Raw genomic sequence first — 12,906 nt, 5'->3', positions numbered from 1 at the left:
AATAGAGAAAGAAAGTCATCTTGATTTTGATTATAAAACTTATCAAAATCATTAGAAATATCACAAAGATTTAATTGCTTAGCTGAAACTGGCATAAGATTCTCCTTTCTGTTTTTGTTTTGAGTTATACACATTTTGACACTGTATATATACCCAAAATGGGGGGAATCTAGCCATTTCAATATAAACAAAGGCAGTAAATATGCGAGTTGTAGAGTTCTGCAACGAGCTAAGATAATATATAATTAGGAGGTGATATAATGGCAGTTAAAATAAGACTGAAAAGAATGGGAGCTAAAAAGAATCCTTTTTATAGAATAATAGTAGCTGATTCTAGATCCCCTAGGGATGGTAGATTCATTGAAGAAATTGGTTACTATAATCCACTTACAGAACCAAAGACAATAAAAGTAGACAATGAAAAAGCACTTAAATGGATAAAAAACGGTGCTAAACCAACTGAAACAGTTGAAAAATTGTTTAAAGAAAGTGGTATTTATGAAACAAAGGAAGAAAATGCTGACAAATAAGTATGGAGGTTTTAACTATGGGAGAATTAGTGGAATTTATAGCAAAAAGCTTAGTTGATAACCCTGATGAAGTTAAAGTAAACGAGATTGAAGGCTCTCAGTCTATAATCATTGAATTGCGAGTTGCGCCTGAAGATATGGGCAAAGTAATAGGTAAGCAAGGAAGAATTGCTAAAGCTATTAGAACTGTAGTTAAGGCAGCAGCAATAAAACAAAATAAAAGAGTAGTCGTTGAAATAATTCAATAAACTTCTGGAATTCAGGTGGATAGATGGATTATACTGTTGTAGGAATGATTACTAATACTCATGGGATAAAAGGTGATTTGAAAATTTATCCTCTTACAGACGATATAAATCGATTCTTCTATTTGAGTAAAGCTTATTTAGGAGATGAAAAAGAATTATATTATATTGAGTCAGTAAAAATTCATAAGGGTATGGTAATAGTTAAATTTAAAAGTTTAGACGATATTAACAAATCAGAAAAATATAAAGGGAAATACCTTTATGTAGATGATTATGATAAAGTGGAATTACCAGAAGATAGGTATTTTATTTCTGATCTCATCAACTGTACTGTATTTAATTTATCAAATGATTATATTGGAAAAGTGACTGATGTTATTACAGGAAATGCAAATGATGTATATGTAGTAACGAATGAAGAAGGTAAAGACTATTTAATACCTGCTGTTAAAAAATTCGTTGTGGAAGTAAATATTAAAGATAAATCAATAATTATTGATCCTATAGAAGGAATGTTAGAATGATTATAGATATATTAACTTTGTTCCCTGAGGTTTTCTCGTATCTTTATAGTTACAGCATTATTGGCAAGGCTTTGGAAAACAACAAATTTGTTCTAAACACTGTGAATATTAGAGATTTTTCAAAGGATAAACATAAAAGGGTTGATGATTATCCTTATGGTGGCGGACCTGGAATGATTCTAAAACCAGAACCAATATATGATGCTATTATGAGCTGTAAAACCGAAAAATCACATGTTGTTTATTTGTCTCCTAAAGGGAAATTGTTAAATCAAGAGATTGTAAAAGAATTAGCAAGAAAAGAACATGTCATTCTATTGTCTGGGCACTATGAAGGAGTCGATAATAGAATAGTTGAGAATTACGTTGATGAAGAAATTTCTATTGGTGATTATGTTTTAACAGGCGGAGAAATACCAACTATGGTAGTGATTGATTCTATTGTTAGGTTACTCCCAGGTGTACTATCTTCTGATGAATCATTTGAAAATGAATCATTTTACCAAGGACTGTTAGAATATCCACAATACACAAGACCTGAAAATTTCAGAGGTAAAAGAGTGCCTAAGATTCTTCTAAGTGGAGACCACATGAGGATTAAAAAATGGAGAATTATTAACTCCTTATATATAACCTTATCTAATAGGCCAGATCTGATATGTAACAATAAATTAGATGATACAACGAGTAGCTTAATTAAAGATATAATTAAAAACATTTAAAGTTTTATTGTATTAAAATTTTAACTATGTTATAATACATTTCGTGTAAATATGTGTGTTCCTCTGTTTTTACAAGAACATTCAAGGAAGGGAGGATAATGATGGACATAATAAAATCTATTGAAGCAGAACAAATAAGAAAAGATTTACCTCAATTTAATGTTGGAGATACAATTCAGGTATTTTATAAGGTAACTGAAGGTTCTAGGGAAAGAATTCAAGTATTTGAAGGTACTGTTCTTAAGATACAAGGAGAAGGATCAAGAAAAACTTTTACAGTAAGAAGAATATCATATGGTATTGGTGTTGAGAGAACATTCCCTATTAACTCTCCAAGAATCGATAAAATTACAGTAGTAAGAAAAGGCAAGGTAAGAAGAGCTAAATTGTATTACTTAAGAGATAGACAAGGTAAATCAGCTAAGGTTAAAGAAAAAAGATTTTACTAATGGGACTTAATAAGTCCCAATTTTTGTATTTAAAGTGGTGATAATATGAACATTAATATAAACTGGTACCCAGGGCACATGAAGAAGACTACAGAATCTATTAAATCGAATTTAAAATTAGTAGATATAGTTTATGAATTATTGGACGCGAGGATTCCTTATAGTAGTCAAAATCCATCAATTAATTCTATATTAGGACAGAAAAAGAGGATAACCATTCTAAATAAGTCTGACTTAGCAGATCCAAATATAAATAATAAATGGATGAAATGTTATAATAACAATGGGATTGATTGTGTATTTCTCAATTCATTAAATGGCAATGGCATTGATGAATTGGTTAATTTAACAAAAAAAATAATTGACAAAAATATGATTAAAGTTATGATTGTAGGTATTCCAAATGTTGGCAAATCTACATTGATTAATAGAATTGCAAATAGAAAATCTACTAAGACAGGCAATAAACCAGGTATTACTAAGTCGATACAATGGATTAATTCTAATAATGGTATTTATTTATTAGATACTCCAGGGGTATTATGGCCAAAATTCGAGGAAGAAAACGTTGGTTTAAATTTGGCGTTTGTGGGATCTATAAAGGATGAAATCTTAGATACTGTAACTCTTTCATTAAAATTAATAGATAAGCTTAATACAATAAACAAAATGTTAGTAATTAGACGATATGATTTGGAAAATAGTATCTCTGACTCTTATGTTACATTAGAAAATATTGCCATAAAAAGAGGTTGCCTATTGAAAGGATCAATTATTGATTTAGAAAAGGCAGCTAATATAGTAATTGATGATTTTAGAAAAGGACTTTTGGGAAGAATTTCGCTAGAAAGTCCGCAAGAGGGATAAATATGAATCAAATTGAATTAGAATTATATGAAAAAGGATACAACTATATAATTGGTGTTGATGAAGTTGGAAGAGGCTCTTTATTTGGCGATGTCACAGCATGTGCACTAATATTGCCAAAATACTTTTATATATTGGATGTAAAGGACTCTAAAAAATTATCTCCAAAGAAAAGAGAATATTTGAATGAAATAATTATAAGTAATTGTGTTGGTTATTCAATATCTTGTGTTGACAATAATACTATAGATAAAATAAACATTAAACAAGCTACTAGGCTAGCAATGAAATATGCTATTACAAATCTTCTACAAAAAACAAAAATTTCAACAGATAAAATAATAGCAATAGTTGATGCTGAAAGATTAGATTTATCTATTGATCAAATTTCATTAAATCATGCAGATGATTTAGTCCATCATGTTTCATGTGCATCAATTGTTGCAAAAGTTTATAGAGATCGTCTGTGCAATGAATGGGATAAATTGTACCCACAGTATAAATTATACAAGAATAAAGGCTATGGCACTGCAGAGCATATAGAGTTGATAAAAAAATATGGAGCTTCAGATATGCATAGGAAATCATTTTTAAATAATATTTTGAGGACTAATTAATATGAGTAATAAGAATATTGGAGATGAAGGGGAAAAATTAGTATTAGAGTATTTGAGATCTAATAATTATAAAATAATTTATCATAATTATAGAAATCAAATAGGTGAAATTGACATAATAGCTATGGATAGAGATATTCTAGTTTTTATTGAAGTTAAAACAAGAAATAGCAAAATTTATGGTAGGCCATCAGAAGCAGTGAATAGAAGAAAACAATTAAAAATAATAAATACCTCTTTATTGTATATTCAAACAAATAAATTAAATAATATTCAAATCAGATATGATGTAGCAGAAGTATATCCGCTAGATAATAATAAAATAATATATATTAAAAATGCTTTTAATGCATGGTAAATTATATTAAATGAGGTGAGTGCTAGTGTACTCTAAACTTAAAACATGTGTATTACAAGGATTAAATGGTCACATTGTAGATGTAGAGATCGATTTATCTAAGGGTCTTCCTGTTTTCAATATCGTTGGATTACCGGATACAGCGATAAAAGAATCCAAAGAACGAGTTAGAAGTGCAATTAAAAATTCAGGATTTGAATTTCCTCTTAATAGAATAACTATCAATCTTGCACCAGCAAATTTAAAGAAAGACGGTTCACAAATGGACTTGTCGATAGCTATAGGAATATTAGCTGCAGCGGAAATTGTTAATCTACCTGATGCTAATTGTATCTACCTAGGAGAGTTGTCTTTGGATGGGACTATCAATCCGATAATTGGTGCTTTACCGATGATAATATCTATGAGAGAATATGGTATAAAAAAATTCATTATTCCTGAACAAAATAAAGATGAGTGTGCAATCATAGAAGATGTAGATATTATCCCAGTAAATAATTTAAAACAAGTTTGTGATTTTTTAAATGGGAAACTGACGATAGAAGCTTATAAAGGAGAAGTTTATAGTTGTGAGAGCATAAGTAGCAATATTGATTTTTCTGATATAAAAGGGCAAGAAGGATTAAAAAGAGCTATGCAAATAGCCGCTGCTGGTTCTCATAACATGTTAATAGTTGGGCCTCCCGGATCAGGGAAAACCATGTCTGCAAGAAGATTGCCAACAATATTGCCATCTTTAAACATTGAGGAATCAATCGAAGTTACTAAAATTTATAGTATTGCAGGTCTTTTGACAGACAACAGGCTTATCACAGAAAGACCTTTTAGAGCCCCACATCACTCATCTTCAGGCATTGCTATAATAGGTGGAGGAAAAATTCCAAAACCAGGAGAAGTATCACTAGCGCATAGAGGAGTCTTATTTTTTGACGAATTACCAGAATTCCAGAAAAATGTTCTTGAAGTATTAAGGCAACCTCTTGAAGATGGTTTTGTACATATATCAAGAGTAAATGCATCTTTAACATATCCTTCAAATTTTATGTTCATAGCAAGTATGAATCCCTGCCCTTGCGGAAATCTTGGGGATCCATTTCATCAATGCACCTGTAGTCAAACATCGATCGAAAAATATCTTAATAAAATAAGTCATCCATTATTAGATAGAATTGATATACATATAGAAGTTTTACCTGTCAATTACTCTGATCTAAGTAAAGAGTCTAAGGAAATTTCATCATCAGATTTAAAAAGTACGGTTGAACAGGCAAGACTAATTCAGCAAAATAGAAACTCCACTAAAGCTACAATTTACAATGCCAATCTTTCAAACAAAGAAATTAAAACAATATGTAAGTTATCAAAGTCTGCAGAATTGTTGATGTCAAAGGCTTTTGAGAAATATAAATTCAGTGCGAGATCATATAATAAAATATTAAAAGTAGCTAGAACTATCGCTGATTTAGACCAGAAAGATATTATTGAAGATTATCATTTATCTGAGGCTATTAGATATAGAAGTTTAGATAAAAAATATTGGAGGTAATTATCAATGGGATATAGTGAAGAAGAAATCCTAATTTGGTTAAGCTATAATGGCATAAATAGTGATAAAATAGAAAAACTAGAAAATATTTTTGACAGTTTAAAAGATATTCAATATTTTAATAAAAATGAATTCGAAAGTCTTGGATTGTTTAATTCAAATATAATAGAGAAGTTATTGAGTTCCAATATTGATGATGTTTTAAATATAATTTATAATATGAAAAAATCAAATAACATTGGTATTTTGACTATTTATAGTGAAAATTATCCTATCAATCTAGAATATATTCAAAATAAACCCTTTGTATTATACTATAAAGGGAATATTGAACTGATTAATTCTAATTCATTAGCAATTGTTGGAACTAGGAAGCCAACATTATATGGGAAATGGGCATGTGAAAAATTTACGAAAGAGTTAATAAGCTATAATCTAACAATTATCAGTGGACTTGCATATGGAATAGACACTATTGCTCATAAAACCGCTCTTTCAAACAACGGACAAACAATTGCAGTTTTAGGTTGCGGAATTAACAAGATATACCCTAAATCAAACAAAGCATTATTTTACGATATTGAAAATAATGGTTTGATTATTAGTGAGTTTTCGCCTGATACTGAACCATTTAAATATAATTTCCCCCATAGAAATAGGATTATATCCGGACTTAGCTCTGGTGTTTTAGTTATAGAAGCCCAGAAAAACTCGGGTTCGTTGATTACTGCAAGCCATGCATTAAATCAGGGGAAAGAAGTATTTTCACTTCCTGGCAATATCAACAGCTTATACAGCGAAGGAACAAATGCATTAATAAAAGATGGAGCAAAGCTGGTTCAAAATGTAGAAGATATATTAGTAGAACTTGAAAATATATTACATCTCGAATATAATACTAAAGCATCCATTAATAGTATTGAGTTAGGTGATACTGAAAGCTGTATATATACAATACTAAAAGACGGCCCACTTCATTCTGATTTAATAGCCTTGAAATCCGGCTTAGATATAAACATGGTAAATAGTACTCTTACAATTCTTGAAATAAAAGGTATCGTTAAAGAGCTTGCCCCAAGTATTTTTACTATTTGCTAGTTAATTTGGAGGTGTTATTTTGACTAAAAACTTGGTGATCGTTGAATCGCCAGCAAAAGCAAAGTCGATAAGTAAAATGTTAGGGAAAAATTATACAGTGATTGCTTCTTTAGGTCATATTAAAGATTTGCCTAAAAGCAGGTTAGGAATAGACATAGAAAATGAATTTCAACCTGAATATATAACAATTAGAGGAAAAGGTAGTATCGTAAATAATTTAAAGAAAGAAGCCAAAAAATCAGACAATATTTTTCTTGCTACAGACCCTGATCGAGAAGGTGAAGCTATATCTTGGCATTTAGCTAACTTATTGGATATAGATAAAGATACTCCTTGTAGAGTTGAATTCCATGAAATTACAAAAGAAACAGTTAAAAATTCTGTTAAATCTCCAAGAAAACTTGATGAAAGTCTATATAACGCACAGCAAGCTAGGAGAATATTGGATAGGTTGGTAGGATACAAAATCAGTCCTATACTTTGGAAAAAAGTAAAAAAAGGCTTGAGTGCAGGTAGGGTCCAGTCTGTAGCAGTAAAGTTAATATGTGATCGAGAAAATGAAATTACGGAGTTTATTCCAGAAGAATATTGGACAATAAAGGCACAATTTAAAAAAGATTACAATGAATTTGAAGCTATGCTTACTCATCAAATAGTAGATGAAAAAGAAATGAAGCTAACCATAAGAAATGAAGAAGAAACGAAAAACATATTAGTAGAATTAAAAAATAATGAAAATATAGTTTTTGATATCAAAAAAAGCAAGAGGAAAAGAAGTCCATATCCACCATATACAACAAGTACTTTACAACAGGATTCATCAAAAAAATTAGGCTATACTTCAAAAAAAACAATGATGATTGCACAACAATTATATGAAGGAATTGATGTTAAGGGAGAAGGTACAACTGGGCTTATAACCTATATGAGGACTGACTCAACTAGAATAGCAAATGAAGCGGTTGATACAGCAAAAGAATATGTTATTAATAATTATGGGAAAGAGTATTCAAATGGAGGGAATAATTATTCTAAGAAGACTAAAAAGGAAACTCAAGATGCTCATGAAGGAATAAGGCCAACGCATATAAATTTATATCCTGAAAAAATAAAAGATTCTCTGACTAAGGAGCAGTTTAAATTATACAAACTAATATGGGATAGATTCATTGGTTCGCAGATGGCAGACGCAATTTATGATACAGTTTCTGTAAAAATAAAAAATGGCAAATATATTTTTAAATGCAATGGTTCTAAATTGCATTTTAGTGGATTTTTAGAAGCTTATAAAACAGCAGATGAAGAACAAAATGATGTTGTATTACCTGAATTAAATTTAGGTGAGAAATTAGAGCTTATAAAACTTGAAGAGAAAAGAAATTTTACTCAGCCACCATCAAGATATACTGAAGCATCTTTGATTAAAACGATGGAAGAACTTGGAATAGGCAGACCAAGCACATATTCGCCAACTATATCTACAATATTATCAAGAGGATATGTAGTACTTGAGAAAAAAACTTTCTATCCAACTGAACTTGGAACAATTGTTAATGATATATTAGTAAATTATTTTAGTGAAATAATAAATGAAGAATTTACTGCTCAGCTGGAAAACCAACTTGATGAAATTGCTGAAGGCAAATTAAACTGGAATGAGGTTATAAAAGAATTTTATTTGAAGTTTGAGAATGCATTAGACAAGGCTGAAAGCGAAATAGAAAAAATTGAAATTAAAGATGAAGAGTCAGATGAAATTTGTGAAAAATGTGGTAGGCAAATGGTAATAAAAGTCGGCAAATATGGTAAGTTTTTAGCTTGTCCAGGATATCCTGAATGCAAAAATGTCAAGCCTATATTAGAAAAAATAGGTGTCAAATGTCCTTTATGTGAAGACGGGGAAATAGTGAAAAAAAGAACAAAAAAAGGAAGAGTTTTTTATGGTTGTTCAAATTATCCAAGCTGTGGATTTAATTCTTGGCAAGAACCAGTACAGGAAAAGTGTCCTAAATGCGGAAGTATGATGGTAATAAAACAAACAAAAAATAGTAAAAAAGTAAGTTGTACCAATGATAAATGTGGATATAATAAAAATATTTAAAATATAAAAAATATCTGTACAATTCTTAAAATATATAGTATGTTATATATGTGATGAAAATTCAGAATTGTTTTAGAAAAATATATGAGGAGGTCAATATATGGAAAGTCTATTAAAAAAAACTAGAAGACTCAATAAAACACTTCAAAGTTATGGTTCGAAACCAATATCTTTTACAGAGTTAAGTAAGATATTATCTGATATTCTAGAAGCTAATGTCTACATAGCAAGTACAAAAGGTAGAGTATTGGGTTATGCACTATCAGAAGGATTTGATTGCGATATTGTAGAAAGTGAAGTAGTAAAAGAAGGAAGATTTCCTAAGAAGTATAATGAAGAACTTTTAAAAATCAGCGAAACAAAAGAAAATATAAAAGACATGGATATCTGTGTTTTTGATCAAACTTCAAGATGTGAATATCCAGATAAAGTTTCGACGATAATTCCTATAAATAGTGGTGGATCTAGACTTGGTACTCTTGTAATAGCTAGGTTTGGAAAAGACTTTAGTGAAGAAGACTTGATACTTTGTGAATATAGTGCAACGATAGTTGGAATGGAGATACTTAGGGCTAAAAGTGAAGAAATAGAAGAAGAAGCAAGAAAGAAGTCGGTAGTTGATATGGCGTTGGGAACACTTTCTTATTCTGAACGGGAAGCAATGGAATATATTTTTGAAGAACTTGATGGTATGGAAGGCTTAGTTGTTGCTAGCAAAATTGCTGACCGTGTTGGAATAACAAGATCGGTTATAGTAAATGCACTAAGAAAGTTTGAAAGCGCAGGGGTAATAGAATCAAGATCACTAGGTATGAAAGGAACTCATATAAAGGTCTTAAATGATAAGTTAATTGAAGAATTAAGAAGGAATAAATAGCAGCAAAAAAATAATCGCATTTTGCGCGATTATTTTTTTGCATTTCAAATTGTTGAATTTATGAAAATAATATGCTATACTATTTGAGGAATTACACACACGTCATGATGCAAGAGGCGTTCTCTTTTTGAGTCCTCGCGCAAATGAGTGAAGTGGAGGAAAAAAACTTGGAGGTGCAAATATGTCAGTAGTATCAATGAAAAATTTATTAGAAGCAGGAGTTCACTTTGGACATCAAACTAGGAGATGGAACCCTAAAATGTCCAAGTATATCTTTACAGAAAGAAATGGGATCTATATTATAGATTTACAAAAAACTGTTAAGATGATAGACGAAGCATATGCCGTAATGAAGGAAATAGTTGCTAATGGTGGAGAAGTTTTGTTTGTAGGAACAAAAAAACAAGCTCAAGAAGCAATTGAAACAGAAGCAAAGAGATGTGGGATGCATTATGTTAATCAAAGATGGCTAGGCGGCATGCTCACAAACTACAAAACTATAAGAAAAAGAATTGATAGACTTCATGATTTAGAAAAAATGGAAGAAGATGGGACTTTTGATGTTCTACCTAAGAAAGAGGTTATTCAATTAAAACACGAAAGAGAAAGATTAGAAAAATTTCTCGGCGGGATAAAAAACATGAATAGAATACCCGATGTTTTATTTGTTGTAGACCCTAGAAAAGAAAGAATCGCTGTTATGGAAGCTCATATATTAGGTATTCCCGTAATTGGCATAGTAGACACTAATTGTGATCCAGACGAAGTAGATTATGTAATACCAGGAAATGATGATGCAATAAGAGCTGTAAAACTCATTACAGAAACTATTGCAAATGCTGTAATTGAGTCTAGGCAAGGGGAACAATTCTCCATTGAACAAAACAATGGTAATAACAATGAAAAAAGCAATGAAGAAATAGTTAAAATAGAAGAATAAATAGGAGTGATAAAATGGCTATAAGTGCCTCTTTAGTTAAAGAACTAAGAGAAAAGACTGGTGCTGGGATGATGGATTGCAAAAAAGCACTTGAACAAACCAGTGGTGATATAGATAAGGCAATAGATTATCTTAGAGAAAAAGGATTAGCTTCAGCTTCAAAGAAGGCAGGTAGAATTGCGGCTGAAGGACTAATAGATGCTTATATTCATGGCGGAAGAATTGGTGTTTTAATAGAAGTAAATTCAGAAACTGACTTTGTTGCTAAAAACGATGAGTTCAAGCAATTTGTTAAAGATATGGCAATGCAAGTTGCTGCGTCCAATCCAAAAGTAGTTTCTAGAGAAAATTTAAGTCCAGAAGAAATAGCCCATGAAAAAGAAATTCAAATCAATAAAGTTATCAACGAAGGAAAACCAGCTCATGTTGCTGAAAAAATTGTTGAAGGAAGAATGGAAAAATATTATGAGGATGTATGTCTTCTAGATCAACCATTTATTAAAGATCCTAGCATGAAAGTTAAGGATGTATTAGCACAATTGATAGCAAAAATAGGAGAAAACATAGTAATAAGAAGATTTACAAGGTATGAAGTTGGAGAAGGACTAGAAAAGAGAGAAGAAAATTTTGCTGAAGAAGTTGCAAAACAAATGAAGATGTAATTATATATAGGAGAACACTAGTTGTTCTCCTTTATAAAATTATAATAAGGAGAGTACATATGAGCCTTCAATATAAGAGAATCGTTTTAAAACTTAGTGGGGAAGCCTTAGCGGGGAATAATGGCATGGGGATAGATCTTGAAACAATTAGGAATATTTCTTATCAAATTAAAAAAATTCATGATTTAGGTGTTGAAGTAGCTATAGTGGTTGGTGGCGGAAACTTTTGGCGTGGAAGATCATCAAAAGACATGGATAGAGCCACATCGGATTATATGGGAATGTTAGGGACAATGATGAACGCATTAGCTTTACAAGACGCACTTGAAAAAATTGATGTCATTACTCGAGTCCAGTCTGCAATAGAGATGAGACAAATAGCAGAACCATATATAAGGAGAAGAGCTATAAGACACTTAGAAAAAGGGAGAGTTGTAATTTTCGGAGCAGGCACAGGCAATCCTTTTTTTTCAACAGATACAACGGCTGCTTTGCGTGCGGCTGAAATAGAAGCAGATGTTATTTTTCTAGCAAAAAAAGGTGTTGATGGTGTATATGATTCTGATCCAAAGCTAAATAAAAATGCAAAAAAATTTGACACATTAAATTATATTGATATACTTAACTTAGGTTTGGGTATAATGGATTCAACAGCCACATCTCTTTGTATGGACAATAACATTCCATTAGTAGTATTTGGAATTGATGACCCAGATAATATAGTAAATGTTGTTTTAGGTAAAAAAATTGGTACGAATATAAAGGGGGATTTGTAGATGCAATTAGAAATTCATAAAGAAGCAGAACAGAAAATGAAGAAAACAATTGCAGTTTATAAAGAAGAGCTTCAGGCTATAAGAGCAGGGAGAGCAAACCCTGCATTGCTAGAAAGAATTACTGTTGATTATTATGGTCAAATCACACCTTTAAAACAAGTAGCTAGTATAACAGCTCCAGAACCAAGGTTACTTGTAATACAACCATGGGATTCCAAATTAATACCCCTTATTGAAAAGGAGATACTAAAATCAGATTTGGGATTAAACCCTTCTAATGATGGAAAAGTAATCAGACTATTAATACCTCAATTGACAGAAGAAAGACGTAAAGAACTGATAAAGTTAGTGAAAAAAAGTGCAGAGAATGCAAAAGTGGCAATAAGAAATACTCGAAGAGAAGCTGTAGATAAAATCAAAAAAGCTGAAAAGGAAAAAGAAATTTCTGAAGATGACAGAAAGTTAGCTGAAGAAGAAATTCAAAAAATAACTGACAAGTTTATCGGAGAAATCGATGAAATAACAAAGCAAAAAGAAGACGAACTACTTGAAATATAACCCTTCCTCTTGAAGGGTTTTTTGTTGATGGAG

The 12,906-nt window shown here is 30.8% G+C and carries 16 protein-coding genes; all 16 read left to right on the top strand.

Features of this window, described 5'->3' with window-relative positions; all coding sequences use genetic code 11:
* The first annotated feature begins 260 nt into the window (after positions 1-260).
* The 16 genes from rpsP (at position 261) to frr (ending at position 12,873) form a co-directional block, all read left to right on the top strand.
* Positions 261-530, top strand: coding sequence for a 30S ribosomal protein S16 (gene rpsP / locus E4100_RS07340; protein WP_135271391.1), 270 nt, complete (start codon positions 261-263; stop codon positions 528-530).
* A 17-nt stretch (positions 531-547) separates the two neighbouring features.
* Positions 548-778 carry a KH domain-containing protein gene (locus tag E4100_RS07335; protein ID WP_135271390.1) on the top strand — a complete coding sequence of 77 codons (231 nt, stop codon included), beginning with the start codon at positions 548-550 and terminating at the stop codon, positions 776-778.
* 23 nt (positions 779-801) lie between these two features.
* Positions 802-1,302, top strand: a complete 501-nt coding sequence (gene rimM, locus E4100_RS07330; RefSeq protein ID WP_135271389.1) for a ribosome maturation factor RimM — start codon at positions 802-804, stop codon at positions 1,300-1,302.
* On the top strand, positions 1,299-2,024 hold the full coding sequence (gene trmD / locus E4100_RS07325) for a tRNA (guanosine(37)-N1)-methyltransferase TrmD (protein ID WP_135271388.1): 726 nt from the start codon (positions 1,299-1,301) through the stop codon (positions 2,022-2,024). Before rimM ends, trmD begins: the two co-directional genes overlap by 4 nt.
* Positions 2,025-2,125: 101 nt before the next feature.
* Positions 2,126-2,473, top strand: coding sequence for a 50S ribosomal protein L19 (rplS, locus tag E4100_RS07320; RefSeq protein ID WP_135271387.1), 348 nt, complete (start codon positions 2,126-2,128; stop codon positions 2,471-2,473).
* Between the two features lie 51 nt (positions 2,474-2,524).
* Positions 2,525-3,340, top strand: a complete 816-nt coding sequence (ylqF, locus tag E4100_RS07315; RefSeq protein WP_425596613.1) for a ribosome biogenesis GTPase YlqF — start codon at positions 2,525-2,527, stop codon at positions 3,338-3,340.
* Positions 3,341-3,342: 2 nt separating this feature from the next.
* Positions 3,343-3,957, top strand: coding sequence for a ribonuclease HII (locus tag E4100_RS07310; RefSeq protein ID WP_135271385.1), 615 nt, complete (start codon positions 3,343-3,345; stop codon positions 3,955-3,957).
* A gap of 1 nt (position 3,958) precedes the next feature.
* Entirely contained in the window at positions 3,959-4,315 is a 357-nt protein-coding gene (locus E4100_RS07305) for a YraN family protein (RefSeq protein WP_135271384.1), read from the top strand.
* Positions 4,316-4,340: 25 nt separating this feature from the next.
* On the top strand, positions 4,341-5,861 hold the full coding sequence (locus tag E4100_RS07300; protein WP_135271383.1) for a YifB family Mg chelatase-like AAA ATPase: 1,521 nt from the start codon (positions 4,341-4,343) through the stop codon (positions 5,859-5,861).
* A 6-nt stretch (positions 5,862-5,867) separates the two neighbouring features.
* Positions 5,868-6,959: a DNA-processing protein DprA gene (gene dprA / locus E4100_RS07295; protein ID WP_135271382.1), complete on the top strand. Its 1,092-nt coding sequence runs from the start codon at positions 5,868-5,870 to the stop codon at positions 6,957-6,959.
* Positions 6,960-6,978: 19 nt separating this feature from the next.
* Positions 6,979-9,060 carry a type I DNA topoisomerase gene (gene topA / locus E4100_RS07290; RefSeq protein WP_135271381.1) on the top strand — a complete coding sequence of 694 codons (2,082 nt, stop codon included), beginning with the start codon at positions 6,979-6,981 and terminating at the stop codon, positions 9,058-9,060.
* A 100-nt stretch (positions 9,061-9,160) separates the two neighbouring features.
* Positions 9,161-9,937, top strand: a complete 777-nt coding sequence (codY, locus tag E4100_RS07285) for a GTP-sensing pleiotropic transcriptional regulator CodY (protein ID WP_135271380.1) — start codon at positions 9,161-9,163, stop codon at positions 9,935-9,937.
* 181 nt (positions 9,938-10,118) lie between these two features.
* Positions 10,119-10,877 (top strand): 30S ribosomal protein S2, encoded by a 759-nt coding sequence (gene rpsB / locus E4100_RS07280; RefSeq protein ID WP_135271379.1) that lies wholly within the window; start codon positions 10,119-10,121, stop codon positions 10,875-10,877.
* Between the two features lie 14 nt (positions 10,878-10,891).
* A complete protein-coding gene (tsf, locus tag E4100_RS07275) occupies positions 10,892-11,539 on the top strand; it encodes a translation elongation factor Ts (protein ID WP_135271378.1) in 648 nt (215 codons plus the stop codon).
* 59 nt (positions 11,540-11,598) lie between these two features.
* The gene (gene pyrH / locus E4100_RS07270) at positions 11,599-12,315 is read left to right on the top strand and encodes a UMP kinase (RefSeq protein WP_135271377.1); all 717 of its coding nucleotides are present in this window, start codon (positions 11,599-11,601) and stop codon (positions 12,313-12,315) included.
* Complete coding sequence (gene frr, locus E4100_RS07265) at positions 12,316-12,873, top strand: ribosome recycling factor (protein ID WP_135271376.1); 558 nt, start codon at positions 12,316-12,318, stop codon at positions 12,871-12,873. It begins immediately after the preceding gene.
* Positions 12,874-12,906 lie beyond the last annotated feature (33 nt).

Origin of the sequence: Soehngenia longivitae (genome assembly GCF_004684055.1) — a bacterium.
Classification (GTDB): Bacteria; Bacillota; Clostridia; order Tissierellales; family Tissierellaceae; genus Soehngenia; species Soehngenia longivitae.
This window is presented reverse-complemented; position numbering and strand designations above follow the sequence as displayed.

Coding starts and splice junctions, on each gene's coding strand:
- rplS (WP_135271387.1), top strand. CDS start 2,126: ATGGACATAATAAAATCTATTGAAGCAGAACAAATAAGAAAAGATTTA.
- codY (WP_135271380.1), top strand. CDS start 9,161: ATGGAAAGTCTATTAAAAAAAACTAGAAGACTCAATAAAACACTTCAA.
- E4100_RS07335 (WP_135271390.1), top strand. CDS start 548: ATGGGAGAATTAGTGGAATTTATAGCAAAAAGCTTAGTTGATAACCCT.
- rimM (WP_135271389.1), top strand. CDS start 802: ATGGATTATACTGTTGTAGGAATGATTACTAATACTCATGGGATAAAA.
- rpsB (WP_135271379.1), top strand. CDS start 10,119: ATGTCAGTAGTATCAATGAAAAATTTATTAGAAGCAGGAGTTCACTTT.
- E4100_RS07310 (WP_135271385.1), top strand. CDS start 3,343: ATGAATCAAATTGAATTAGAATTATATGAAAAAGGATACAACTATATA.
- dprA (WP_135271382.1), top strand. CDS start 5,868: ATGGGATATAGTGAAGAAGAAATCCTAATTTGGTTAAGCTATAATGGC.
- tsf (WP_135271378.1), top strand. CDS start 10,892: ATGGCTATAAGTGCCTCTTTAGTTAAAGAACTAAGAGAAAAGACTGGT.
- rpsP (WP_135271391.1), top strand. CDS start 261: ATGGCAGTTAAAATAAGACTGAAAAGAATGGGAGCTAAAAAGAATCCT.
- frr (WP_135271376.1), top strand. CDS start 12,316: ATGCAATTAGAAATTCATAAAGAAGCAGAACAGAAAATGAAGAAAACA.
- pyrH (WP_135271377.1), top strand. CDS start 11,599: ATGAGCCTTCAATATAAGAGAATCGTTTTAAAACTTAGTGGGGAAGCC.
- trmD (WP_135271388.1), top strand. CDS start 1,299: ATGATTATAGATATATTAACTTTGTTCCCTGAGGTTTTCTCGTATCTT.
- E4100_RS07305 (WP_135271384.1), top strand. CDS start 3,959: ATGAGTAATAAGAATATTGGAGATGAAGGGGAAAAATTAGTATTAGAG.